Source organism: Calidithermus chliarophilus DSM 9957 (genome assembly GCF_000430045.1).
GTDB classification, from domain to species: Bacteria; Deinococcota; Deinococci; order Deinococcales; family Thermaceae; genus Calidithermus; species Calidithermus chliarophilus.
Genome location: NZ_KE387023.1, coordinates 2384032 through 2408432 on the forward strand (window position 1 = coordinate 2384032; position 24401 = coordinate 2408432).

The following is a 24401-nucleotide window of genomic DNA, read 5'->3' on the forward strand; positions in this document are numbered from 1 at the left end:
GTATAGAAAGCCCGAGTTGCCGGACTCGGGCTTTCTAGTTGTTCTCGAGCTCCCGCTCAACGAAGCGCTCGAGTTCTTGCCGGGGCACGCGGTAGTGTGCGCCGACGCGGATGGCGCGCAGTTTGCCCTTGCGGATGAGGCGGTAGGTCTCGTCCCGCCCTATTCCGAGGGCGTGGGCCACTTCTTTGGGTCGTAGGAGTAGTCTATCCATATATCACCCTGTCCACGGCGCGAGAACTCGCTGCAGACTCCTTCAGGATGGGGCGGTATGGCGTAGAATGCAAAACGGGTTTCGTTTCGTTTTCCGTTATGAAAGAAAAAAGAGAGTTTTCACTAATACTCCATTGGTACCCTCCCCGGTATAGAGTCAAGTGGGCTTACTCCCGTGAGGAGGTGCCGCGCTGGGACCGCACACGCGGCTTTGACCCCTATGCGGAGGGGCCCTGCGACGGGGATAAACCTACGTGGTCTGTAGAAAGCTCCGAGCCTACCCCGGAAACCCCGGAAGACCTGGAGTACCCGAGGCTTGTGAGGCTAGACCCTTGTATTCGACAGGGCCCCCTACCTGAGACGCCTGTCTGGCAGGAGCTTGCCAAGCTCGCAGATGTGTTCCACGACACACAAAGCTTCACCGTGAACATCGTGAGGGTGGTGGAAGCGTTTGGGCCATTGGACCCCTGGGACCAGAAGTTCTCGAAGGATACCCTGTACTACTGGCAAGAGATGGTAGCCCATGTATGGGCGTTCGCGAGGCTTTACGGGCGCATTGTTGACAACCCTTTTGGGGCTGATGAAACCGACAAGGCCCTGTTGCTGGCAAGAGGGGAGGTCGTGGACGAGTGGGAAGGGAGGCGCCCGTTGCGTCCCGACCACCACGAGTCTGAGCAGACACGGTATGACGGTCTTATCAGCTACCCCATTAGCGTGCTGGACGACGTGCTGAAGACTGCTCGCTCACTGGCCGACGCCCGGCAACAAATCGCCAACAGGCTCATGCACAAGTTCACCTACCAGATGCAGGGCAACCTCGTGTACACCCCCGATGGCCTTCTTGCGCGCGTTGGCGTTGAGGGATGGGCGCACTACGAGCTTGCTACCCTGTACCAGGGAGGTAGAGCCTTAGCGTCGTGCCCCGGGTGTGGTGCCCTGTTCCTTCCTCAGCATGGGAGTCAGAAGTACTGCAGGCCCGATGACTCCAAATGCCGTGGCCGGGCATTCAGGCGGGCTAGAGGGGCCAGCCCCCGCCGAACGTAAAGTTCTACCACCAGCCGTACGCAGCATCAGAGGCTGCTCCTGCAGGCATCTTCATCCAAAGTCAGTAGGTGGGCCTCTGCCCGGTCCCTGCCCCCTCAAACTCAGGATGCCTGTCCTGCACTTTCAACAGTTGCATATGCTTGCAAAAGAGCTCCAAATGCACAAACGCCTGGGCAACCAATAATCCGCTCTACAAAGGCATTTATCGCTTCTGAGCCGGTGTGCTAAGTTTGGCAAATAGCCCTCCAGCTTCGCGCACGCGAGGGGCCCGGCTCATTGCCGGGCCCCTCGCTAACCGGGACTCCCGGTTACCTCCGTTCCACGTCGGAGGTGACCCCCACCGACCAGACCATGGCCGCGTTGTTGACCCGGGCCAGTTGAGCGGGTTCGAAGTGCTGGCCGAGGGCGGCGAGCTGGTCGGCCAGTTGCCGCAGGCGGTCCCGGAGACGGGGGAGGCGGGGGTCCTCGAGGCCCTCCAACCCCCCGCACAGGCGCTCGGCCTCGTGGGACAGGGCTTTGGCCTCCTCCTGGCCTGACACCTCAGGCAGGCGCCGCAGCAGGTGGTAGACCTGGGCCACGCGGTACTCCAGCAGCACCCTGCGGTGCCCTGGCGTGCCCTCGGGGTGGGGGGCGGGCAGGGTCAGGCGGTGCCTTTCGGGGCCATGGGCCTGAACGTCTACCTCCAGGACTGCGCCGCTGCCCCCGAGGTCGTTCAGCCCCAGCAGCCAGGTGCGCCGCTCGCCGGGGGCCATGGCCCCGCAGAAGCCCTGCCGCCCCTGCCGCCAGGCCCCCAGCCAGGGCGTAGCCGCCGCACCCGAGAGCTTCAGGTGCACGCCGCCCAGCACCGCCCGCCGCAGGAAGGCCAGCTCGGCCAGTAGGGCGGCGCGCAGGTCCTCGGCCCGCTCCTCGCCCACGTAGTGGTGCCCCCCACCCCCCTCGACGGCCATGTCGGCCAGGAGCAGTGCGTCGTAATCCTCGCCGAAGCCCACGGTGCTGGTCTGCACGCCCTCGGCGGCCTGCTGCCTGACGGCGGCCAGGATGTGCCGCGGGTCGGTGACCCCACAGTTGGCCAGCCCGTCGCTCAACAGCACCACCGCTTTGGGCTCCTTGTCTCCCCCCACCAGCTCCGCGCCCCGCCGCCAGCCGCCCAGGAGGTCGGTGCTGCCGCGGGCCCCGAGCGAGGCGATGAAGCGCCGGGCCTCCTCGTAGCCGCGGGGGGAGCAGTGGAGGACCTCGGTGTCGTAGGCCACCAGGTGCAGTTCGCTACCCTCCGCGAAGCTCTGCTCGGCCAGGGCCAGCGCGGCCTCCTGGGCGGCGCGCAGCTTCTCCCCGGCCATCGAGCCGGAGCGGTCGAGCACCAGGGACAGGGTGGGCGGGGGCAGGCGCGGGGACTCCTTGGGGGCGATGACCTCCACCAGCAGCAGGTCGTTGTCCTCGACGAGCGAGCGCTTGAGCTTGACGATGGCCATGCGTTACCTCCGGGCCATGAGTCTAGCCACCGCCCCTCTTCCGACCGTCGGAAGGGGCCTCCAGGGCTAGCCTGGGCGGGCCATGGAAGGTGGAAATCGCCCTGGAGCGCCACGGCGCCCGGCACATGACCGAGTTCTTGGACCCCGACTTTACCCGGCTGCTGCTGGAGTGCCCCAAGAGCCCCCACGGCTTCTACAAGAACCTGGAGCAGCTAATCCTCTACCGCCGCTCCCTGGGCCATTGGACCCTCCACCAGAACCCCGTTGGTCGTCTTCTGCCCGATAAAGATGGCCCAGTGCTCGCTCCCGTCCTCCGCCACCGCCAGGTGGTAGGCGTGGGGCAGCAGCACCGGGCGGGCCCGACCATCCTCCTCCGCGGGCACATACTGGCCGGGGAACTCGGCGATGGCCCGCTCGAAGGGCGCCACGAAGATGCGCTCCAAGGGCGCGGTGGTGCCGGTGGGCAGGTGCTGGCGCGGCCTGGCGACGAGGGCCAGGTAGCCGCCGGGCTTGAGCGCCCCGACCGCGGGCGCCATCAGGTCGTGAACGATGTGCTCCAGGTAGTCCACGTAGGGGTCCACGTAAGGGGCGTCGGGTGGGCGTACCCAGTTCCTCACCCACCAGCGCGTGAATACGGGCGGGTGCAGCACCAGCAGGTCGGCCACCGGCTCGGGGTAGTCCTGGGGGAGAGAGGCGACGGGGGCCTCGAGGATGCCCTCCCCCGTGGGCCGGATGTCGCGCCCCTCCGCCCGGCGGCCCAGGCGCAAGGCGGCCCGCACCACCGCGCCGGTGCCCGCCATGGGGTCGAGCACGAACTGCCCTGGCCGGGTGTACATCTCCACCAGCGCCTCCGCCACGTAGGGGTGCAGCGCCTCCGCGCCTTGGAGACCGGGGTCGGAGGGGTAAATCCACACGGGGCTGTGGCGGGGCGAGAACCGGCGCTCGGGCCTGGCCAGCAGCTCCTTCAGGGCCTGACGCGGCCCGGGGCTGGCGAGGGCCGTCTCGAGCTGCTCCTGGCTTAGCTCCCCCTGGTCCAACCGGCGCTTGAGCCGTTGAACCTGGCGCATGGGCATCCCCAGGGCCAAAGCCCGCCGGAGGGTGTCCGGGTAAAGCGCCAGCGGCAGCACCTCGTAGCGCAGGTACTTCTCCCTCAGGCCGGTGCGCTCGGCCAGGGCCCCGAGGTGCCCGTCGCCCGCCCCCAGCAGGGCCTGGGCCACCTCGGCTTCAGGAAGGTCGGGGGCGACCAGGAGGCGTCGGGCCTCCTGGAGGACGCGGTTGAGGACGGCGGTGGCGTTGGGCATGCTTGGTTCCCCGTATCAGGATTTTGCCCTATTTTTTCCGCCCAAGTAGCCAGTCGCCGGGGCTCACGCGGTCGTGCTCGGCGGCCAGGTCCTCGACCGACATCGAGACGTAGCGGTCCACCATCTCCATGGTGGAGTGCCCGAGGCGGCGCCGCAGGCCCAGGGCGGTGCCCCCGTGCAGCAGGTAGCGCACCGCGAAGGTGTGGCGGAAGGCGTGGGGGTGGACGTTGACCTTGGCCGGGTCGAGCCCGGCCCGCCGGGCCACCCGCCGCAGCATGTCCCGCACCCGCAACCGGCTGAAGGGCTCGCCCTCGTCGGTGGTGAAGAGGTAGCCCACCCCCGGCTGGGCCCTGCGCTCCTTGGCGACGTAGGCGTTGAGGAAGCGGGCCACCCGGTAGCCGTAGAAGGCCGGTCGGTCCTTGTCGCCCTTGCCCCGCACCCACACGCAGCGGGTCTCGGTGTTGACGTCCTCCAGCCGGATGCTGAGGGCTTCGGAGACGCGCAGGCCGGTGTCCACCAGCAGCAGGATGAGGGCGCGGTCGCGCCAGGGGTTGCGCCCCTTGGCTGCTGCTCTAAGCATGGCCTCGAGCGCCTCCGGCGGGATGGGCTTGATGGGGCGGTCGGCCTGCTTGGGGACGCCCGCCTGCTTGACCGGGTTCTCCCGCCCCCATAAGCCCTCCTCCTTGAGGAAGGAGAAGAAGCGGTGCAGGTCCCTGGCGTACCCGCCGACCGCGAGGCCCCGCTCCAACAGGTACAGCCAGTACTCCCGCACCAGCCAGTGGGTGACCTCCTCGACCTCCGCCACCTGCTTGCCCTCGCAGAAGCGCCGGAAGTGCCCCATGGTGTGCTCGAAGTGCTCCAGCGTCCCCGGCTTGGCCCCCTGGCTGCGCAGGTATATGAACAACAGCTTCACGGCTGCTTCCACCCTCACCATGACCTCCTTGGTGGGGCAGTTAAGCGCTCCTGTGCCGGCGATGTCTCACCCGAGGATGAGAACAGCCTCAGCTTTTTAGGGGGGCTTGGATTGTCGTGTGTAGGACGAGGTTCGCCTGACTCCGCGGCGCTTGTGGTCGGGGCGACTGGATTCGAACCAGCGACCCCCTGCTCCCAAAGCAGGTGCGCTACCAGACTGCGCTACGCCCCGTTGCACCTATGGGACTTCCGGCGCACCTCGGGTCATGCGAGACCCGTCCTCAAAGATAGCACGCACCATCGCGCGGGTAAAGCCTCGGTGAGCTGGTCGATGGTTCGATTCGCGGCCTGCCGTCACACTGTCTCCATGAAGCCCAGCCTGTGGACCGTTTTGTTGCTCAGCTTCAGCGCGCTCGCCTTCGCGCCCGAGCGGGCTAAGGCCGACCTGGACTACCTCGTAGGGATCGGGCCCCGGGTGGCGGGAAGCCCGGCAGCGGCCCAGGCGGCCGAGTACCTGGCGGCGCAGGCCAGGGCGGCGGGTTATGCGGCGGAGTTCCAGCCCTTCAGCTACACCCGCAGCCGCGACACCGGCAGCAGCCTGAGCCTGGGGCCGACCCGCCTCGAGGCCCTCGCGCTCTCGGGCAGCCCCGGTGGGACCTTCGAGGCCCCTCTCCAGGCGGTGCCCGGGATCGGCGCGGCGAGCGACTACGCCGGGCTGGACGCGCGGGGCAAGATCGTGGTGGTGCGGCGCGGGGTGATCCCTTTCCTGGAGAAGGCCCGCCAGGCCGCGGCCCAGGGCGCGGTGGCGGTCGTGGTGGTGAACAACGAGCCCGGGGCGGTGCGCGGCACCTACGGGGGCGTGGGCCCCATCCCGGGCGTCACCGTGTCCGGCAGCGAGGGGGAGGCCCTGTTCGCCCGCAGCGGGGAGCGGGCACGGCTGGTGGTCGGGGCGGTGCTCGAGCAGGCCCAGGCCCGTAACGTGATCGCCCGCTGGCCCGACAGCCGCGCACCCAGCGTGGTGGTGGGTGGGCACTACGACTCGGTGCAGGGGGCCCCGGGGGCCAACGACAACGCCTCGGGCACGGTGACGGTGCTCGAGCTCGCCCGCAGCCTGGCGGGGGAGGGCTGGGCTAAGGACGTGTGGTACGTGTGGTTCGACGGGGAGGAGGACGGCTTGTGGGGCTCGCGCAACTTCGTGCAGGCCTTCCCCGAGCGGGTGCGGGGGCTCAAGGCCATGTTCAACCTCGACATGGTGGGGGTGCGGGCCAGCCCGGCGCTGGGGGTGGGCGGCGACCCGGCGCTGCTGCGGCTGCTCCAGCAGAGCGGGGCGCAGTTCAACGACATCGGCGGCTCCGGCGGCAGCGACCACACGCCCTTCGCCCAGGCCGGGGTGCCGGTGCTGTTCTTCCACTGGGGCATCGACCCCAATTACCACCAGCCCACCGACACCACGGCCGACCCCGCGCTCATGGCCGAGACCGCGGCGGTGGTGCGGGCGGCGCTCGAGCGCATCCTCAAGCAGTGAGCGCCCGGCGGCTGCGGGGCGCTCGTCCCCGGGCAGGGGTCACGACAGCCCGAGGGTCTGCCCCTGTTCGTCCAGGTCGATGCGCTGGGCGGCGGGCGCTTTGGGCAGGCCGGGCATGGTCATGATCTCGCCCATGTAGGCCACCACGAAGCCCGCGCCGCAGCGGGCCTTGAGGTCGGTGACGGTGACGCCGAAGCCCTCGGGGCGCCCGCGCAGGCGGGGGTTGTCGGAGAGGGAGTTGGCGGTCTTGGCGACCACCACGGGCAGGTGCTCGCAGCCCTCCTTGGCTAGCTGCTTGAGGGCCTTGCGGGCCTCGCGGGTGTACTCGACCCGGGCCGCGCCGTAGACCTGGGCGGCGATGGCCTCGATCTTCTGGGGGAGGGTGGCCTCGAGCGGGTAGGCGAAGCGCAGGGTGCCGGGGGTCTGGAGGGACTCGAGCACCGCCTCGGCCAGCTCCAGTCCCCCCTCACCGCCGCGGGCGTGGACCTCGGCGAGGGCCAGCCGCAGGCCGTGTTGCCGGGCGAAGGCCTCCATCAGCGCCAGCTCCGCCGGGGTGTCGTCGGGGAAGCGGTTGAGGGCCAGCACCGGGTCGAAGCCGTGCAGCCGCACGTTCTCCACGTGCTTGAGCAGGTTGGGCAGGCCCCGGCGGGCGGCCTCGAGGTCGGGGCGGGCGAACTCGTCCGAGCCGCCGTGGAAGCGCAGGGCCCGCAGCGTCGCCACCAGCACCACTGCCTGCGGGCGCAGCCCCGACTGCCGGCACACCAGGTTGAAGTACTTCTCGGCCCCCAGGTCGGAGCCGAAGCCGGCCTCGGTGACCACGCAGTCGGCGTAGCCCAGCGCCAGGCGGGTGGCCCGCACCGAGTTGGTGCCGTGGGCGATGTTGCCGAAGGGGCCCATGTGGACGAAGGCGGGCTGGCCCTCGAGGGTCTGCACCAGGTTGGGGTGCAGCGCGTGCTTGAGCAGCACCGCCATGGCCCCGGCGGCCCCCACCTCCTCGGCGGTCACCGGCGTCCCGGCGTGGGTGTAGCCCACCCGGATGCGCCCCAGCCGCTCGCGCAGGTCGGGGAGGTCGCGGGCGAGGCTCATCACCGCCATCACCTCGCTGGCGACGGTGATCTCGAAGCCGCTCTCGCGCGGCACGCCCTGCTGGGGGCCGCCCAGCCCCACGACCACCTGCCGCAGGGCGCGGTCGTTGAGGTCGAGCACGCGCTTGACCTCGAGCCGCCTCGAGTCGAGCCCCAGCGCGTTGCCCTGGTGGAGGTGGTTGTCGGCCATGGCGGCCAGCAGGTTGACCGCGCTGCTCACCGCGTGGAAGTCGCCGGTGAAGTGCAGGTTGATCTCCTCCATGGGGATCACCTGGGAAAAGCCCCCTCCCGTCGCCCCCCCCTTGATGCCGAACACCGGCCCCAGCGAGGGCTCGCGCAGGGCCACCGCCACCTTGTGCCCCAGCCTCCCCAGCGCCTGGGTCAGGCCGATGGCGACCGTGGTCTTGCCCTCCCCGGCGGGCGTGGGGGTCATGGCCGTGACCAGAATCAGCTTGCCCCGCGGGGGCGGGGGCTCGAGCCGGACCTTCGCCATGTGCTCCCCGTAGAGAAACAGGGCCTCACGGGGAATGCCCAGCTCGGTGGCGACTTCACGGATGGGTCTGGGGCTGGCGCTACGGGCGATCTCGAGGTCGGAGGGCACCTCAGGCTGGGTTGTGATCATGTCCTCAAGCTAATCCCGTACAGCGGTTACAAACGTCCTTGGCGGACATCGGGGAGCGGTCAGCCGTCAGCTATCAGCTTTCAGCCATCAGCTAGTGGCCCGTGGTTACCTCACCCCGTCTCTCCCCGCGCGCGGGGAGGGGTATCCCCCCGCCCCCCCTTGCTAAGAGGGGTAAACAAAGGGCGTTCTGCATTTAGCTATCGGCTATCAGCTATAGGCTATCGACCATCGACTATCGACCATCGACTATCGACACCCACCCCCTAGGGCATCCAGTTCCCCCCACAGACGATCACGGCGATGCGCTTGGGCAGCTCGTAATCCATCAGCACCGGGCCTAAGGCCAGCCCGGCGGTGGGCTCGACGACCTGCTTGAGGCGGCTCATCATCAGGCGCTGGGCCTCGAGCGTCACCGCGTCGGGTACGGTGAGGATGCGGTCGACGTGGTTTTGCATCACCGGAAAGGTGCGCTCTCCCACCACCAGGGTGCGAACCCCGTCGGCTACGGTCTTGGGAGCGCCCATCAGCTTGATGCGGGTGCCCACTTGCAGGCTCTGCTGGGCGTCGTTGGCGTTTTCCGGCTCGACCCCGATCACCTCGCACTCGGGCCGCAGGTGCTTGACCACGGTGGCGATGCCCGAGATCAATCCCCCGCCGCCCACCGCGACCAGCACGGCCTCGAGGCCCTCGACCTGCTCGAGCAGCTCGAGCGCCTGGGTGCCCTGACCCGCCATCACCGCGTAGTCGTCGAAGGGGTGGATCAGCGAGTAGCCCAGCTCGGCCGCCTTCTGCCGCACGACCTCCTCGCGGTTCTCCACCGTCACGCCTTCGTCGAAGACCTCCGCCCCGTAGGCCCGCGTGGCCGCCTTCTTTGTTTCCGAGGCGTCCTGCGGCATCACCACCAGCGCCGGGACCCCGATCACCCGCGCCGCGTAGGCCGCCCCCTGGGCGTGGTTGCCCGAGGAAACGGCGATGATGCCCTTGGGGTTTTGCAGTTGCAGCGCGGCGTTCACCGCTCCCCGCGCTTTGAAGCTCCCGGTTTTCTGCAGGTGCTCGGCCTTGAAGAAAAGCTCCTTGCCGAACATCCGGTCGAGGTCGCGGCTGGTGAGCACCGGCGTGCGGTGAACGTACGGGGCGATGCGGCGGGCCGCGGCTTGGACGTGCTCGAGGGAGATCACCTCGCCATTGTAAGAGGGGGTGGGGGATAGGAGGTAAGAGATGGGAAGGCAAAGGCCTGTGGCTCGTGGCCTGGCGAGGGGGTGTAGCTGAAGGCTTACAGCTTATCGCCTTCCGCTTCTTCGGCCCTTGACCCCCGCCCCCCGACCCTCGACAATGGTTCAGCTATGCGGTTGGCGGTGCGAACCCTGGGTTGCAAGGTCAATCAGGTCGAGTCGGACGCGCTGGTCGGGCTGCTGCGGGCGCTCGAGCCCGAGGTGGTGCGGCTGGAGGAGGGGGCCGACCTGGTGGTGATCAACACCTGCGCCGTGACCACCAGCGCCGAGGCCGACGCCCGCAAGGAGGTGCGCCGGGCGCGGCGGGCCAACCCCGAGGCCTTCATCGTCGTGACCGGCTGCTACGCCGAACTCGCCCCCGACCAACTGGCCGAGCTGGGCGCCGACGCCGTGGTGCCCAACGCCCGCAAGGCCGAGCTGCCCAGGGTGATCCTCGAGCACTTCGGCTTCCCCTCCGACCCCCTCACCACCCCGCCCAACGAGTTCTGGGGGGCCGGGGAGCGGGGCCTGCTCAACAACTGGGTGCGGGCCTTCGTCAAGGTGCAGGATGGCTGCAACGTGGGCTGCGCCTACTGCATCATCCCCCGGCTGCGCGGGCGCGAGCGCCACCGCGAGAGCGCCGACGCGCTGGGCGAGGCGCGGGGGCTGCTCGAGGCCGGCGTGCAGGAGATCGTGCTGACGGGGGTGCGGCTGGGCTCCTACAAGGGCCACCCGCGCGGGGTGGCGGGCTTGGTCGAGGAACTCGCCCTCATGGGGGCCAAGGTGCGCCTGAGCTCCATCGAGCCCGAGGACACCGACGAGGCCCTGCTCCGCACCATCGCCCGCTACGCGCCCCAGGTGCGCCCCCACCTGCACCTGAGCCTCCAGTCGGGCTCCCAGCGCCTGCTGCGCCTGATGGGCCGCCGCTACGACAAGGACTACTACCGCGAGCTGGTGCTGCGGGCCTACGAGCTCATCCCCGGCTTCGCCCTCACCACCGACGTGATCGCGGGCCTGCCCACCGAGACCGAGGAAGAGCACCAGGAGACGCTCGAGTTCCTGCGCGAACTGCGCCCCAGCCGCGTCCACGCCTTCACCTACACCCCCCGCCCCAAGACCCGCGCCGCCTCCTTGCCCCAGGTGCCCGTCGAGGTCCGCAAGCGCCGCACCCGCGAGGTCATCGCCCTGGCCCAACAACTCGCCGCCCAGCGCATCGCCCCCAAGCTCGGCAGCCGCGTGGAGGTGCTGCTCGAGTCCCGCCGCGGCGGGCAGTGGGTGGGCCACACCCCCGACTACTACGAGGTCCTGGCCGACGGCCCCGCCTCCAAACAGGGCCAGACCGTGTGGGTGCGGGTCGAGCGCCTCGAGGGCTACACCCTCATCGGGCCGGTAGAGGCCGTAAAGGAAGAACCTCAGCGCATGCTTTTGCCGATGGCGTGAGGGTTTTTAGCCGTCAGCTCGTGGTTTGTCGAGGGTCTAGGGCCAGGGCGTCTTGCGTTTCGCGTTTAGCGTTTAGCTATCGTCGTACGACGTACGACGTAAGACCCACCCCCAGCGCCCCGCTATCGGCCACCGACTACCCCAACCGGTCCCGCCGCGCCTCGAGAAAACCCTGCACCCACCGCACCACGAAGCCCAGGCAGATGAAGATGGTGGCGAACTGGGCCATGGTCGCTACCGGGCGCTCGACGCTGCCCCCGCCCAGCAGGGTGAGGAAGTCGGGGACGCCGCGCAGTGAGCCCAGGATGCCGAGCACCGCCAGGCCCAGCGCGGCGTTCATGGCAGGGCGTTGCAGGGCGGGGGTCTTGTCGCCCACGATGCCCATCAGGGCGATCAGCAGGCCCAGGGCGCCGGGGATGAAGGCGGTGGGGGTGGGCTTGGCCGCGGTCACGGCCACGGTGCTCACCAGGATCAGCAGGATGCCCGTCCAGAGGGCTCGAGCGGTCATGGCTTCACCCTAAGGAAGCGGGGAGGAAAAATCTGTGAGGCTGCCTCATTTCCCGCCCTTTTGGTGCTTGAGGGCCTCGCGGAGCGAGAGGGGAGACAGCCGCGCCCGGTGGACCTCCACGAAGGCGTGAACGGCTTTGGGGTCGGTGTAGGCGTATTGCCGCAGGGCCCAGCCGATGGCCTTGCGGATGAAGAACTCCTTGTCGGGGGCGTTCTCGAGGCAGTAGCGGAACAGCCGCTCGGGGTCGGTCTGGCCCTTGTAGCCGAGCTGGTGCAGGATGGCCGAGCGCCGCACCCAGAAATCGGGGTGCCGGCTCCAGCGGTCCATCTCGGACCCCAGTTCCGGAAGCCGCAGCACCAGCGGCCCCACCACGCTGCTGGTGAGGGCGTCCACGCTGTCCCACCACGGCTTTGCCTGCAGGAGGGCTTCGGCCAGCTCGAGGCTCCGCCCGCTCAAGGTTTTGCGGTTGGCATGCAGCACGGCGACGGCGGCGTACTGGAACTCCCGCTCGGGCAGTTCCCACAGGCCCAGCGCCGCCGCGTGCAGCCAGGCTTCGTCGTGCCCCTTGCTCCGGGCGAGCAGCGGCTTGACCAGGGGCTCGAGCTGGGGCCGCTTGAGCCCGAGGAAGGGGAAGCGGTTCTTCATGTAGCGGGCCATGGGCTCGGCCTGGGAGGGGTCGCGGTGGGGCTCGAGGGCGGCCCGGACCTGGCGTACGAATTCCGTGGGGGTCATGCTTTAGAGTATTCCGCATGGACAACCCCACCGTCTTCGGCAAGATCATCCGCCGTGAAATCCCTGCCAGCATCGTCTACGAGGACGAGGAGTTCATCGCCTTCAAGGACATCCACCCCCGCTCGAAGGTCCACGTATTGGTGTGCCCCAAGGAGTACATCCCCACCCTGGCCGACTATCCCGACACCGAAGAGGGCGCGCTCAAGCTGGGCAAGCTGATGCTCACCGCCAACCGCATCGCCCGGCAGATGGGCCTCGAGGGCTACTTCATCCGCGTCCACGTGGGCGAGAAGGGCGGCCAGGAGGTGTTCCACGTGCACGTGCACCTGCGGTCGGATGCTTGAGGGGGTCGTACGTCTGATGCGGGTCGTACGTCCTACGTCGTACGTCGTACGCCAAACGCCAAACGCAAGACGCAAGACGCCCTTTCTTTGCCCCCCTTAACAAGGGGGGGCTGGGGGGATACCCCCTCCCCGCTCGCGGGGAGGGTTGGGGAGAGGTAACCACGAGCCACAGGCCACGGGCCACGAGCCTCCGGCTGACCGCTGAAGGCTGAAAGCTGACGGTTGAGGGCTTACCGCTTACCGCTTGAGCGTAAAAGTGTCGAGCACCTTGTTCCCCGGTGCTACTGCCGTGAAGGTCAGCCGCTCCTCGGAGGCCTCGAGCACCCCGAAGTGGGCTTCCACGGCCCGCACCAGGCTTTGTGGGACTGCCTTGAGGAATCCGCGCAGGTAGGCTCCGCCACCGCCTGCGACGACGTGGGTGATGCCCTTGGCTTCCAGGCGCTCGTAGTCGTGGTCGTGGCCGGCCAGCACCAGCCGGACGCCGTACTTCAGCAGCAGGGGCTCGAGCGTGCTGCGTAGGCTGCGGCTGCCCCCGTGCAGGCCCGAGCTGTAGAGGGGGCGGTGCAGGGTGAGCACCTTCCAGGGGGCCTCCGAGGCGCGCAGGGCGGCCTCGAGCCAGCTTCGCTGGGCCGCGTCGAAGACCTCGGAGTAGACCACGAAGACCTCGAGGGCCCCCAGCCGGAAGCTGTAGTAGGGCCGCTCGACCTGGAAGAGCCGGAGCTGCGCCCCCAGCGCGGGCACGTCGTGGTTGCCGAAGGCGGGGTAAACGCGGACCTCCGGCAGGTCGTCGAGAAAGGCCTGGATGGGCTTGCCCCGAGGATAAAAGTTGTCGCCTAGCGTCAGCAGCCCGTCGAAAGGCCGCTTCTCGTGGGCTTCGCGCATCGCCTGGGCCACCTTGGGACGGTGAGGGCTGTTAGCCCCCCAATCCCCGATCACCGCCAACCGCTGGGCCAGCCCCGACGCACCCAGCAGCAAAAGCAGGAGAACGAGCGTTCGCAGCAGCATCCCGCCTAGCGTACCGGGTCCGCTCAGGGGATGCCGGTAATTGGTGCTGAGTGGGCAGCTATCAGCCGTCAGCGGTCAGCCATCAGCAAAAGGCGTGTGGCCCGTGGCTCGTGGTTCACCCCACCCCTTCCCTCCCCGCACGCGGGGAGGGGGTATCCCCCCAGCCCCCCTTGCTAAGGGGGGTAAAGAATAGTCGTTTGGCGTCTCGCGTACGACGTACGACCCGCGTTCGGCGTTCGGCGTTCGGCTATCGGCTATGGGCTATCGACCATCGACATGCCTCACGCCTGCGCCGTGCTCCCCCCCGGCATCTTGAACTCGTCCACGCCGGCCTGCTTGAGCACCTCCTCGGCGACGAGGATCTCGGCCCCCGTGCGCAGGGCCAGCGCCAGGCTGTCGGAGGGGCGGGCGTCGACCTCGTACTCCACGCCGCGCTGCTCGAGCATCAGCCGCGCGTAGAAGGTGCCCTCCTTCAGCTCGATGATCTCGACCCGGTGCAGCTTGATGCTCAGCAGGTCGAGCACCGAGGCGAAGAGGTCGGGCAGCAGGGGCCGGGGAGGCTTCTCCTCGGAAAAGGCCGCGAGGATGTGCTGGGCCTCGAGGTGCCCGATGACGATGGGCAGGATGGGGCCGTTCTCGGCCCGCAGGAGCACGATGACGCTGCCGGAGTTGGGTTCCAAGCCCAAATTTTCGACTTTGGCCCTTACCATTGCTTCCTCCCAATGAGCTCACGAATCCGTAGCTCAGTATAGGCACCCCTCCCTGAACGCAGATGTGTAGCTTTGGGAGGTGAAGGACAGGGCAGCGCTGCAAAGCCTGCCGGGGGCCCGGGTGAAGGTGTCGTGGCCGGGGTTTGCCCTCTCGAGCTTCTGGGCCGCTTGGTACGAAACGTCAGGGGTACGATAAACTTTGGGGGTGAAAACGTACCCAGTCAACATCGGAGGGGTCACCCGCGAGTTGCCGGTCGTGCAGGTAGGGCCGGGCGTCGCGGTCGCCCTCCTCAACCTGTTGGGTGACACCGAGCTCGTCGAGGCCGCTGCCCAGGCGCTCGCCGAGAAGATGCCCGCCGACGTTGAAACCCTCATCACCCCCGAGGTCAAGGCGGTCCCGCTGGCCCACGCGCTCTCCCGCCTCACCGGCAAGCCCTACGTGGTCGCCCGCAAGACCGAGAAGCCCTACATGATCAACCCCGTGACCCGCACGGTGATCTCCATCACCACCGGCAAGCCCCAGCTCCTCGTGCTCGACGGCACCGACATCCCCCTCATCAAGGGCAAGAAGGTCGCCATCGTCGACGACGTGGTCTCGACGGGCAGCACCCTCAAGGGCCTGCGCGAGCTGATCGAGGACGTGGGCGGCCGGATGAGCGCGGTGCTGGCGGTCTTTACCGAGGGCAACCACCGCGACGACGTGCTGGCTCTGGGGCACCTGCCCTTGTTCGAGCCGGAGCAATAGACTAGAGTTCGCTGGAGTAACGAGGTCAACGATGAGTATGGACACCTACCCCATCACGGTAGGCCGTGTCACCCGGCACGTGCCCCTGGTCGAAACCCTTCCCGGCGTCCGCATCCCCCTGATCGAGCTGATGGGCGACGTCGAGCTCGTCAACGCAGCGGCGGAGGCCCTCCTCAAGCACCTGCCCCCCGAGACCGACTACCTGCTGACCATGGAGACCTCGCCCATCGTGCTGGCCCACGCCATGAGCCAGATGTCGGGCAAGCCCTACGTGGTCGTGCGCCGCCGCCGCCGCCCCTACATGCAAGACCCCATCATCCAGGAGGTCCAGTCCCTCACCCTGGGCGTGAGCGAGACCCTGTGGCTCGACAGCCGCATGGCCGAGAAGCTCATGGGCCAGAACGTGAGCCTGGTGGTGGACGTGGTCTCCTCGGGCGGGACCATCGCGGCGCTCGAGCGGGTCGCGGTGCGCGCCGGGGCCAAGGTGGTGGCCCGCCTCGCCGCCTTCCACCAGGGCACCAACAAGCTGCCCATCACCTTCCTCTCCGAGATCCCCATCCTGCAGACCGCCTGAAGCTCACGAAGCGGAGCCGGGGGCCTGACCCCCGGCTTTGTCGTTGCCGCCCTGGGGAGCGATTACCACAGCAGCAAGCAGCGCTGGAAGGTCTGGCAGCGCCAGCTCCCGTTCTCGCGCAGGCACAGCTCGCCGCTCACCAGCACGGCCCTCGAGTCGAAGTCGGCCTCGAGCTCCAGCCGCACCTTCACCCAGTCGTTGCCCACGCTCCCCGGCACCCGGGCGTGCTCGGTGCTGAGGGCGCCGCTGCTGACGGGGACGCCCACCAGCGTGACCTGATACTGCACGCCGGCCCCGTCGGGGTCGAAGAGGTCGAGGGTGACCATCAGCGGGCCGAGGGCCCAGCGTACCGACTGGCTCGAGGCGAAGGCGAGGGTGGTGTTGGAGACTTGCGGGGGCCATTTGAACATAGCTTCGCCAACTCCTTTCTGTGGCAAGCCGCGAAACCGTCGCCGCCACGGACCTCATGCGAGAGCGTAGACGAGAGGCGTGAAATTTCCGGGAAATGCGCAGCCGCCGTCCGCACCTGCGGTGCTGGCACAAGCCTCCATGCCCGGATCGCGGTTCCCGCAAGCACCTGCCGAGGACGAGGTGCCGGAGCTGCTTATACCGGATTCAAAAAGATAGTCGTCCAATCCAAAGAGCCCCGGAGGCCATCTTTTTGAATCCTAGAGCACTCCCTTCGGCCCTGTCAGTCCGGCGCCGAACGGCGCCGGACTGACCGAATCTGGTATTAGCGCTTGCGTCGCTGGGCGAAGATCCAGCGGGGGAGTTCCTCGTTGGCGTAGCCTTTATCCCAGACGGCGTGGCCCACCTCGTCGTACTCGGTGAAGCGGTGGGTTTTGTTGCCGCCCTTCTCGAGCGCCTGCCGCAGCACCCGGCTGAACTCCACGGGCACTACGCCGTCGTCGGTGCCGTGGAAGTTCCACACCGGCAGGTGTTGCAGGCTGAACATCACCCGGAAGGGGTCGGCGGCGCCGCACATGGGGGCGATGGCGGCGAAGCGGTCGGGGTAGAGGCAGGCCATGGTCCAGGTGCCGTGGCCGCCCATGGAGAGCCCGGTGAGGTAGAGCCGGTCGGGGTCGGTGCGAAATTCCCGCTCGAGCCGCCCGATCAGGCGGTAGACGGACTCGAGGACGAAGCCCTCCCAGCGCAGCCCCTCGGGGCACTGCGGCATCGCCACCACGCCCGGCCAGCGCTCGGGGTGCTGCTTGAGGTGCTTCGGAAGGCCCACGGTGGTCTGCTTCCGGCCGTCGCTGCCGCGCTCCCCTGAGCCGTGCAGGAAGACCACCAGCGGCCAGCCCTCTCTGGGGGCTTTGCCGTCCGGCACGTACAGTGCGTAGGGGAGGGTGTCGAAGGCGGCCTTGCGGTAGCGGAAGCGCACGCTCATGGCCCTAAGTTTAGGGCTTTTCCAGCACCGCCACCGTCACCGTGGCCTTCGACACCAGCTTTTGCGTGTACACCTCTGACTCGACGACGATCAGGCTCTTCCCCGGCTTGAGCACCTGGACCCGGCAGTTCAGGCGCTCGCCCCGCGCCGGGCGCAGCAGGTTGATCTTGAACTCGACCGTCAGGACGTACTGGCCCGGCCCGATCAGCGTGGCGGCGGTCCCGGCGCTGTGGTCGGCCATCGTCGCCTGCACGCCCGCGTGGACGAAGCCGTCCTGCTGCTGGTGCTGCTCGCCGACCTCGAGCTCGGTTTGGCACCAGCCCTCGCCTAGGGGGTCGGCGTAGCCGATACTCGCGGTGCGAGTAACCTGGCGTCCACCAGCCGCATCCCGAGGTGGCGGATGAAGTGGGCGGTCTGGTAGAGGCGCTGGATTTCCTCGAGGTTCATTTGGCTTGGTTTAGGTTAACAAAGAGGCGAAAAATCCCGATAGCCAGCAGAACTAGCACTACTCGGGCTGCAATCCTAACTGTCCACCCGCCAATACTTCTTGGATTTTCTAGATAGCGAGATAGTTTGTTGAAACCTATGCCGATGGGCATCAAGATCTTGAATCGAGGATCGCTGTTGAGCGCATTATGCATCTGAACTGCGTACCATTCTCCCCAATCCATAGCTTCCCGCAGCATTTTGAGTGCTCGCTCTGAATTCCTTATATCTTGAATTATTAGCGCTCGAGCGAGGTCGCTTTTGGCAATGTCGTTTTCGGGCTCTAGTTCCATAGCTCGCTCGAGGTAACTGACTGCTTCGTCAATGCGCTTAGTATCCTGAGCCAAGTAAGCACCATACTTGGCTAGGTTGAAGCCTAGCTCCTTGATGCTGAGTGACTTCTGATATGCCCTTTCAGCTTCTGCCATATTGCTTTCGAAATACTCGAACCAATGCCCCCTAGCTTCATGGTATTTGGCTTGCATCCAGAGCTTGTCTTCGTCCTTTAGGTCTCGGTGCTCATTAGACTCAACGTAGTCCTTGAGAGAATCTAAAGAACCACCCCATTCCTGTCGAAGCCGCCACATCTTCATACGACGGGCTTCCATACTCATGGGATGGACTGCTATTGCTTGCTCGTATTGACTCTCGAAATCACCTCCGCCAATGATGCTCATGTGCATGAGGGTGGTAAAACTGAGGATTGGTTTGGTGGTCAACTCTAGACTTCGGTACAGGTCTTCTGCCGCCCGTTGATAACACGCGCTTATAATGTCCCAGTCCTCTTGCTTGACATCCCTGGCACGAGTGTACCCCCTGTGAAATCCTGCCTTTGCTACGAGATGTTTTGCCCTTGCAAGTCGTGCTACGTAAGAACCGGGCTTGGCCTCTACCCAATCCTCGAGGGTGGTCGAGATACTAGGTAAGTATTGATCAAAGACAGCGTAGGCCCTGTTCAGCGATACGTCACTCAGGCTGCCTTGCTCAAAGGCAGCCTGCAAAAGCAAGAGACTTTGATCAGCTTCTCTCCAGTTGCCTTGCTCTAGCAATGCACGCATGGAGGCACGACTGGGAAATTCCACCAGAAAGGAGGAAGACATGTCATTTTCTAGACTACATAAGGGAAAGCAATTCGCAAGTGCTTATACCAACACCGGCTCCTCGTAGACCCCGTACACCGCCCGCAACTCGTCCATCATCTCGCCCAGCGTGGCGTAGGCCAGGGCGCACTCGACGAAGTGGGGCATGGTGTTGCGGCCTTCCTTGGCGGCCTGGCGCAGGCCCTCGAGCGCCACCTGCACGGCGATGGGGTCGCGCTCGCGGCGCACCTGGGCCAGCCGGGCGTTCTGCACCTTCTCCACCTCGGGGTCGATGAGCTGGATGGGCACCTGCAGGCCCTCCTCCTGGAAGGCGTTCACGCCCACGATGATGCGCTCGCCCTTCTCGACCTCCTGCTGGTAGCGGTAGGAGGCGTCGGCGATCTCGCGCAGGAAGTAGCCTTCTTCGATAGCCCGCACCACCCCGCCCATGCGGCGGATCTCCTCGATGATCGCCATGGCCTGGCGCTCCATCTCGTCGGTGAGCCACTCGACGTAGTAGCTGCCGGCCAGGGGGTCGGCGGTGTGGGTCACGCCGGTCTCGTAGGCGATGATCTGCTGGGTGCGCAGGGCGATCTTGGCCGAGTCCTCGGTGGGCAGGGCCAAAGCCTCGTCGTAGGCGTCGGTGTGGAGGGAGTTGGTGCCTCCCAGCACGGCGGCGAGGGCCTGGATCGCCACGCGGGCGATGTTGTTTAAGGGCTGCTGCGCGGTGAGCGAGACCCCGGCGGTCTGGGCGTGGGTGCGCAGCATCCAGCTCTGGGGGTTCTTGGCCTTGTAGTGCTCGCGCATCTGCTTAGCCCAGATGCGCCGCGCGGCGCGGAACTTGCAGATTTCCTCGAAGAAGTCGTTGTGGGCGTTGAAGAAGAAGGAGATGCGGGGGGCGAACTCGTCGATGTCGAGGCCACGCTTGAGGGCCCAGTCGACGTACTCGAGCCCGTCCGCCAGCGTGAAGGCCAGCTCCTGCACCGCCGTGGAGCCCGCCTCGCGGATGTGGTAGCCCGAGACCGAGACGAAGTTCCACTTCGGCACGTTGCGGGGCCCCCACTCGAAGGTGTCGATGACGAGCTTGACGCTGGGCTCGGGCGGGAAGATGAACTCCTTCTGCGCGATGAACTCCTTGAGGATGTCGTTCTGGATGGTGCCGCCCAGCTTCTCCCAGCGGTAGCCCTTCTTCTTGGCCGCCGCCAGGTACATCGCCCAGATGGCGTTGGCGGGGGAGTTGATGGTCATGGAGGTGGTGACTTCCTCGAGGTTGATGCCCTCGAAGAGGATCTCCATGTCGGCCAGGCTGGAGACGGCCACCCCGCACTTGCCCACCTCGCCCTTGGAGAGGGGGTGATCGGAGTCGTAGCCCATCAAAGTGGGCAGGTCGAAGGCAGTAGAGAGGCCCATCTGGCCCGCGGCCATCAGCTTCTTGAAGCGCTCGTTGGTCTGCTCGGCGGTGCCGAAGCCCGCGAACATGCGCATGGTCCACAGGCGGCTGCGGTACATCGAGCCGTACACCCCGCGGGTGTAGGGGTACTCGCCCGGGTGGCCCAGCTTATCGTCGTAGTTGAAGCCCCCCAGGTCCTCGGGCGTGTACAGCGGCTCGGGGGCGATGTCCGAGAGGGTCTTGTGCGCGAGGGGGCGCTCGGGCATCTTCTCGAGGGACTTGCGGTAGGTTTCCCGCATCCAGGCGTGCTTGGGACGGGTCGGGGTCATAGCCGGATTATATAACGGTTTTGGGGCAGTAGAATGCCAATCCGTCAGACGATGAGTGAAAAGCCCGACAGTCGGGGCAGGGGAGGGCTGGCTATGATCGGGCGGTGGACTTCTCCGAGACCGAGTACGTCGCCTCCGTCGAGCGCTGGCGGGCCGAGCGCGAAGCGCGCCTGCGGGCCGAGGACGGCTGGCTCAGCCTGGCCGGGCTGTTCTGGCTCGAGCCCGGCGAAAACCGCGTGGGCAGTGACCCCTCGAGCCCGGTGCGCCTCCCCGGTGAGCCCGGCGAGGTGGGGGTGCTGGAGCTTCTCGAGGACGGCGTGCGCTTCACGGCCCACCCTGGCGCCGGGGTCACGCTGAACGGCGCGCCCGTGCGGGAGGCCTGGCTCGAGGCCGACCTCAGCGGCCACGCCGACACCCTGGTGCTGGGGAGCGTCAAGTTCTACGTGATCCGCCGGGGGGAGCGCTGGGGCGTCCGGGTGATCGACAACGCCGCGCCCGCGCGCCGCGAATTCCAAGGCCTGTCCTGGTTCCCCGTCGAGCCGCGCTTGCGGGTGCGCGCGCGGCTGGTGCCCCACCTCGAGCCCACCACCATCCCCATCGTGAACGTGCTGGGGATGGTGAGCGAGTCGCCCTCGCCGGGCTACGCGGTCTTCGAGCTCGAGGGCCGGGAATACCGCCTGCTGGCCGAGTCCAGCGACCCCGAGCGCTACCTCTTCTTCAACTTCCGCGACGCGACCAGCGGCCGCAGCACCTACCCGGCCGGGCGCTACCTGAGCACCGAGGGCGTGCGGGAGGGGGAGTTCGTCCTGGACTTCAACAAGGCCATCAACCCGCCCTGCGCCTTCACCCCTTACGCCACCTGCCCCCTGGCCCCGCTCGTCAACCGCCTGGACGTCGCCGTCGAGGCGGGGGAAAAACGCTATTCTATCCCGCGCGGATGAGCCCCGATAGGGACATTTGCTTGGGTACGAATCCACCTACTGCTGCTATGCCCTTTACCGTACTTTGGATTTCGAAGGAGAAGGAGGTAGGTATGGCAGCAGCAAGAATCAACACTAACGTGCAAATCCCCGAGCCCAACATCACGAAGTTCCTCTTCGCGGATGCGCGGCTCTCGCCCATCTGGCTCGTCCTGAGGATTTACCTGGGCTGGCAGTGGCTCGAGGCGGGCTGGGGCAAGCTCAACAACCCGGCGTGGGTGGGCGACAAGGCGGGCGTGGCGGTGGGCGGCTTCCTCGAGCGGGCCCTGGGCAAGACCACCGGCGACCACCCCGACGTGACCGGCTGGTACGCCTGGTTCATCCAGAACGTGGCCCTGCCCAACAAGGTGCTCTTCAGCTATCTGGTCACCTTCGGCGAGATCCTGGTGGGCATCGCGCTCATCGTCGGGCTCTTCGCCGGCTTCGCGGCCTTCTTCGCCGGCCTCATGAACGCGGCCTTCCTGCTGGCGGGCACCGTGAGCTCGAACCCCTGGATGTTCATCGTCGCCACCTGGCTCGTCCTCGCCTGGCGCACCGCCGGCTACCTGGGCCTCGACTACTACCTGCTCCCCCGGCTGGGCGTGATCTTCAGGAGAAAGGCGGAGGCAACGTCGTAGGAGCTTAGCAGGCTCTCCCTCCTGACCCCACGGTGATTCCGTGGGGTTTTTGCTGGTGGGGGTCGTACGTCGTACGTCCTACGTCGTACGCGAGACGCCGAACGCCAAACGCAATACGCAAGACGCAAGACGCCAAACGCAAAACGCCAAACGCCAGACGCCTTGTCACCCCCCTTAACAAGGGGGGCGGGGGGGATACCCCTCCCCGCACGCGGGGAGGACGGGCGGGGCAACCACGAGCCACAGGCTGACGGTTGACGGCTGAAAGCGCTTCACTTACCGCTTGCTTCCCGGGCTCAACACCGTCAGCGCTGTGCCGGGGTAGAAGTGCTCGAGGATCTCCCGGTGGGTCTTGCCGGCCTTGGCGAGGCCGAGGGCGCCGTACTGGCTCATGCCGACGCCGTGGCCGTAACCGCCGCCCCAGAAGGTCAGGCGTTGGAGGTTGTTCCCCTCGCGCTCTTCCTCCCAGGCGAAGGCGGCGCTGGGGAGGGCGGGGAAGTTGGGGCTCAGCACGCCGTTGAAGCGCTCGAGCATGACGTCGGGGCCGCCGGTGTAGCGCTTGTCGGGGCGGATGAGGTTGCGCACGTTGGACTCGCGGCCCACCCAGTAGCGGCCGGTGCTGGTGCGGACCTCGAGCTCGGTGATGAAGCCGCCGCGGGTGCGCTTGAGCACCTTCAGGCCCTGCAGGGTGCCCAGCTCGAACTCGGGGCGGTCGGGGGTGTAGCGGCCCTCGACGGTGCGCACGAACTCCGGCGAGGCCCGGCGCAGGGCGGGGAGGGTGCGGGCGAGGACGGCCTCGAGCTCGCTTCGGCTGAGGCTCACGCGCCAGCGGAACAGCGAGGATTCGCCGTCGTAGAAGCCTTCGGGGGCCCAGTTCCGGAAGAACTCGAGGGCCTGGCGCTCGCTGGAGATGTTTACGGTGACGGGGTTGGTCTGGGTCCTGGCTCGCAGGTAGGCCAGCCGCTCGCGGTCGGGCCAGACCTCCTCGATGCTGGCGGTGGAGCCCGGCGAGGTGGAGAAGTAGAAGGCCTGGACGAGTGCGCCGCGGTAGGTCAGGACCTGGCCCAGGGTCTCGGCCACGGCCTGGTCGGTGCTGGGCTGGGGGGGCTGGCCGTTGTAGACCTGTTCGTTGGTGCTGTCGTCCACGTCGGCGCCCAGCGACTTCCAGTAGTTGCGCTCGGGGGGTGCGGTCATGCGGCTGTAGGCGTAGGTGCGCGCCGCGACGGCCTGGGCTTTGAGGGCCTCGAGCGGGAAGTTCGGCGGCATCTCGCTGGGGAGCACGCGGCGCAGGTACTCCTGGAGGTCGAGGACGTTGACCACGCTCAGCCTGCCCTCGCGCACGCCGAGCAGGAGGCGGCCCGGGTACTCCGGGTAGAAGTCGCCGCGCTGCTTGCCGCCGATGAGGAAGCGGGGGGCGCCCGGGGCCTCGGGGTCGGCGGCCACCTCCGCGAAGGGGCCGAGGTCGTAGGCCTTGCCCAGCACGCTCACCCGGATTCGCCCCTCCTGCGCCGTGAAGCGCAGCGGGCCGTCGCCCAGGCTGCTGAAGGCCGGCTGGAGGCGCTGGGGGTCGGGCCCGCCCCGCACCTGGGCGCGGGCGTAGAGGGGGGTGACCTCGAGGCTCTCGAAGAGGTACTGGCCCGGCTTCGCGCTCAGGAGGACCCGGATGTTCTGGCCGCTGGAGGGCAGCGGCGGGGGTGCGGGCTCGCCCTGCCGCAGGGCGAACAGGGCGAGCAGGAGGGCGGCGGAGCTGAGCAGTGCGGTGAGGTACATCCGCCTCATTCTCGCCGCACCGCGTTAGAGTTGCTGAGCAGCACCGCCGAGCCCAGTTCACCCACCGTGTAGCGCGTGTGGGCCAGCAAGGCCTGCATCAAGCGGTCGAGGGGGGCTCCCTCGAGCGCGTCGATGGCCTCGCTGCCGGGCAGCCGCAGCACCGCGGCGAGCGCCTCGAGGCCCTCGAGCCCCAGATAGACCCCGCCCCGCGGGGCCAGGTCGCCGTCGAGCAGGTTGGTGCCCTCGCCGTGCAGGTTGGGGGCCAGCCCGGCCGCCTTGAGGATGCGCCAGCCGCCCCAGATCGCGACCAGGCGGGGGTTGGCGTGCTTGGCGACGCCCTTTAGCGCCGAGACCAGCAGCGGCCACACCCGCGCCGCCACCTCGGGCGAGGCCACGCGGAAGGCCAGCTCGGCCAGGAAGGCGGCGAAGGGGAAGCGCTGGGGGTGCTCGAGGCCGTGCAACCGTCCCACCAGCTCGGCCTGCGTCAGGGTGGGCAGGTCGGAGCCGGGCTTCTGATACACCTGAAAGCGCAGGTGGTGGAACAGCGAAAGCCGCCCACTGCGCCCCGAAGGGCGCATGGCCTTGCGGGCCACCGCCTGGCTGGCCCCCTCCGGCCCCACGAACGACAGGATCACGTCCCCGCCCGGCATCGCCTTACGGCCCACGACCAGGGCCTCGAGGGTGTGGTAGCGCTCCACCCCCCCATGCTACCCAAGCGCGGCGCTTTTGCCGTCACCTGGGTTGCGATGAGGTGTCAGCCGTCAGCCATCAGCCTGTGGCTCGTGGTTGCCCCGCCCGTCCCTCCCCGGGCGCGGGGAGGGTTTATCCCCCCTGCCCCCCTTGCTAAGGGGGGTGACAAGGCGTCTGGCGTCTCGCATCTCGCGTTCGGCTATCAGCTATCGGCTATGGGCTATCGGCGTTCG

Annotated in this window: 25 protein-coding genes and 1 tRNA gene; 8 read left to right on the forward strand and 18 right to left on the reverse strand. The window is 67.6% G+C overall.

Annotation, left to right across the window (positions count from 1 at the left end):
* Positions 1 to 34: 34 nt before the first annotated feature.
* Positions 35 to 211, reverse strand: a complete 177-nt coding sequence (locus MEICH_RS28015) for a helix-turn-helix domain-containing protein (protein WP_084542276.1) — start codon at positions 209 to 211, stop codon at positions 35 to 37.
* A 98-nt stretch (positions 212 to 309) separates the two neighbouring features.
* On the opposite strand from MEICH_RS28015, the gene MEICH_RS0111555 reads away from it, so the two are divergent.
* Positions 310 to 1254, forward strand: a complete 945-nt coding sequence (locus MEICH_RS0111555) for a hypothetical protein (RefSeq protein WP_157202749.1) — start codon at positions 310 to 312, stop codon at positions 1252 to 1254.
* 308 nt (positions 1255 to 1562) lie between these two features.
* On the opposite strand, the gene MEICH_RS27165 is transcribed toward MEICH_RS0111555, so the two are convergent.
* The 4 genes from MEICH_RS27165 to MEICH_RS0111575 form a co-directional block, all read right to left on the reverse strand.
* Complete coding sequence (locus MEICH_RS27165; RefSeq protein ID WP_027892744.1) at positions 1563 to 2723, reverse strand: vWA domain-containing protein; 1161 nt, start codon at positions 2721 to 2723, stop codon at positions 1563 to 1565.
* A gap of 212 nt (positions 2724 to 2935) precedes the next feature.
* Positions 2936 to 4024: a DNA methyltransferase gene (locus MEICH_RS24785; RefSeq protein ID WP_051304117.1), complete on the reverse strand. Its 1089-nt coding sequence runs from the start codon at positions 4022 to 4024 to the stop codon at positions 2936 to 2938.
* 28 nt (positions 4025 to 4052) lie between these two features.
* Positions 4053 to 4955: a tyrosine-type recombinase/integrase gene (locus tag MEICH_RS28720; RefSeq protein WP_169730662.1), complete on the reverse strand. Its 903-nt coding sequence runs from the start codon at positions 4953 to 4955 to the stop codon at positions 4053 to 4055.
* Between the two features lie 136 nt (positions 4956 to 5091).
* Positions 5092 to 5168 (reverse strand) — tRNA-Pro (locus MEICH_RS0111575).
* 135 nt (positions 5169 to 5303) lie between these two features.
* Here MEICH_RS0111575 and MEICH_RS0111580 point away from each other — a divergent pair.
* Complete coding sequence (locus MEICH_RS0111580) at positions 5304 to 6461, forward strand: M28 family metallopeptidase (protein WP_027892745.1); 1158 nt, start codon at positions 5304 to 5306, stop codon at positions 6459 to 6461.
* Between the two features lie 39 nt (positions 6462 to 6500).
* Here the strand turns inward: MEICH_RS0111580 and MEICH_RS0111585 are convergent, their stop codons facing one another.
* Entirely contained in the window at positions 6501 to 8168 is a 1668-nt protein-coding gene (locus tag MEICH_RS0111585) for a formate--tetrahydrofolate ligase (RefSeq protein WP_084542279.1), read from the reverse strand.
* 263 nt (positions 8169 to 8431) lie between these two features.
* Positions 8432 to 9346: a threonine/serine dehydratase family protein gene (locus MEICH_RS0111590; protein ID WP_027892747.1), complete on the reverse strand. Its 915-nt coding sequence runs from the start codon at positions 9344 to 9346 to the stop codon at positions 8432 to 8434.
* A gap of 165 nt (positions 9347 to 9511) precedes the next feature.
* Between MEICH_RS0111590 and MEICH_RS0111595 the strand changes: the two genes are divergently transcribed.
* On the forward strand, positions 9512 to 10819 hold the full coding sequence (locus MEICH_RS0111595) for a MiaB/RimO family radical SAM methylthiotransferase (RefSeq protein ID WP_027892748.1): 1308 nt from the start codon (positions 9512 to 9514) through the stop codon (positions 10817 to 10819).
* Between the two features lie 136 nt (positions 10820 to 10955).
* On the opposite strand, the gene MEICH_RS0111600 is transcribed toward MEICH_RS0111595, so the two are convergent.
* A complete protein-coding gene (locus MEICH_RS0111600; RefSeq protein WP_027892749.1) occupies positions 10956 to 11327 on the reverse strand; it encodes a hypothetical protein in 372 nt (123 codons plus the stop codon).
* Between the two features lie 45 nt (positions 11328 to 11372).
* Positions 11373 to 12059: a DNA alkylation repair protein gene (locus MEICH_RS24795; protein ID WP_036218522.1), complete on the reverse strand. Its 687-nt coding sequence runs from the start codon at positions 12057 to 12059 to the stop codon at positions 11373 to 11375.
* Positions 12060 to 12076: 17 nt separating this feature from the next.
* Between MEICH_RS24795 and MEICH_RS0111610 the strand changes: the two genes are divergently transcribed.
* Positions 12077 to 12403: an HIT domain-containing protein gene (locus tag MEICH_RS0111610; protein WP_027892750.1), complete on the forward strand. Its 327-nt coding sequence runs from the start codon at positions 12077 to 12079 to the stop codon at positions 12401 to 12403.
* A gap of 237 nt (positions 12404 to 12640) precedes the next feature.
* Here MEICH_RS0111610 and MEICH_RS0111615 read toward each other — a convergent pair whose 3' ends face one another.
* A complete protein-coding gene (locus MEICH_RS0111615; RefSeq protein ID WP_157202750.1) occupies positions 12641 to 13408 on the reverse strand; it encodes a metallophosphoesterase family protein in 768 nt (255 codons plus the stop codon).
* 281 nt (positions 13409 to 13689) lie between these two features.
* Positions 13690 to 14118, reverse strand: coding sequence for a bifunctional nuclease family protein (locus MEICH_RS0111620; protein WP_027892752.1), 429 nt, complete (start codon positions 14116 to 14118; stop codon positions 13690 to 13692).
* A gap of 205 nt (positions 14119 to 14323) precedes the next feature.
* Here MEICH_RS0111620 and MEICH_RS0111625 point away from each other — a divergent pair, with 205 nt between their 5' ends.
* Complete coding sequence (locus MEICH_RS0111625; protein WP_027892753.1) at positions 14324 to 14863, forward strand: phosphoribosyltransferase family protein; 540 nt, start codon at positions 14324 to 14326, stop codon at positions 14861 to 14863.
* Positions 14864 to 14900: 37 nt separating this feature from the next.
* A complete protein-coding gene (locus tag MEICH_RS0111630; RefSeq protein ID WP_027892754.1) occupies positions 14901 to 15437 on the forward strand; it encodes a type I phosphoribosyltransferase in 537 nt (178 codons plus the stop codon).
* Between the two features lie 62 nt (positions 15438 to 15499).
* On the opposite strand, the gene MEICH_RS0111635 is transcribed toward MEICH_RS0111630, so the two are convergent.
* From MEICH_RS0111635 to MEICH_RS0111650, 5 genes are all read right to left on the reverse strand, one after another.
* On the reverse strand, positions 15500 to 15847 hold the full coding sequence (locus MEICH_RS0111635; RefSeq protein ID WP_027892755.1) for a hypothetical protein: 348 nt from the start codon (positions 15845 to 15847) through the stop codon (positions 15500 to 15502).
* A 323-nt stretch (positions 15848 to 16170) separates the two neighbouring features.
* On the reverse strand, positions 16171 to 16827 hold the full coding sequence (locus MEICH_RS0111640; RefSeq protein ID WP_027892756.1) for a carboxylesterase family protein: 657 nt from the start codon (positions 16825 to 16827) through the stop codon (positions 16171 to 16173).
* 10 nt (positions 16828 to 16837) lie between these two features.
* Positions 16838 to 17176 (reverse strand): PaaI family thioesterase, encoded by a 339-nt coding sequence (locus tag MEICH_RS24800; RefSeq protein WP_169730682.1) that lies wholly within the window; start codon positions 17174 to 17176, stop codon positions 16838 to 16840.
* Between the two features lie 94 nt (positions 17177 to 17270).
* Complete coding sequence (locus tag MEICH_RS28030; protein WP_084542280.1) at positions 17271 to 18413, reverse strand: DUF4034 domain-containing protein; 1143 nt, start codon at positions 18411 to 18413, stop codon at positions 17271 to 17273.
* Positions 18414 to 18455: 42 nt separating this feature from the next.
* Positions 18456 to 20111, reverse strand: a complete 1656-nt coding sequence (locus MEICH_RS0111650; RefSeq protein WP_027892757.1) for an acyl-CoA mutase large subunit family protein — start codon at positions 20109 to 20111, stop codon at positions 18456 to 18458.
* Positions 20112 to 20215: 104 nt separating this feature from the next.
* Between MEICH_RS0111650 and MEICH_RS24805 the strand changes: the two genes are divergently transcribed.
* Together MEICH_RS24805 and MEICH_RS0111660 are read left to right on the forward strand one after the other, a co-directional pair.
* Positions 20216 to 21052 carry a DUF1684 domain-containing protein gene (locus tag MEICH_RS24805; RefSeq protein ID WP_036218523.1) on the forward strand — a complete coding sequence of 279 codons (837 nt, stop codon included), beginning with the start codon at positions 20216 to 20218 and terminating at the stop codon, positions 21050 to 21052.
* A 92-nt stretch (positions 21053 to 21144) separates the two neighbouring features.
* Entirely contained in the window at positions 21145 to 21708 is a 564-nt protein-coding gene (locus MEICH_RS0111660) for a TQO small subunit DoxD (RefSeq protein ID WP_027892758.1), read from the forward strand.
* 276 nt (positions 21709 to 21984) lie between these two features.
* On the opposite strand, the gene MEICH_RS0111665 is transcribed toward MEICH_RS0111660, so the two are convergent.
* Positions 21985 to 23478 (reverse strand): SpoIID/LytB domain-containing protein, encoded by a 1494-nt coding sequence (locus tag MEICH_RS0111665; RefSeq protein WP_027892759.1) that lies wholly within the window; start codon positions 23476 to 23478, stop codon positions 21985 to 21987.
* A gap of 5 nt (positions 23479 to 23483) precedes the next feature.
* A complete protein-coding gene (recO, locus tag MEICH_RS0111670) occupies positions 23484 to 24176 on the reverse strand; it encodes a DNA repair protein RecO (RefSeq protein ID WP_027892760.1) in 693 nt (230 codons plus the stop codon).
* Positions 24177 to 24401 lie beyond the last annotated feature (225 nt).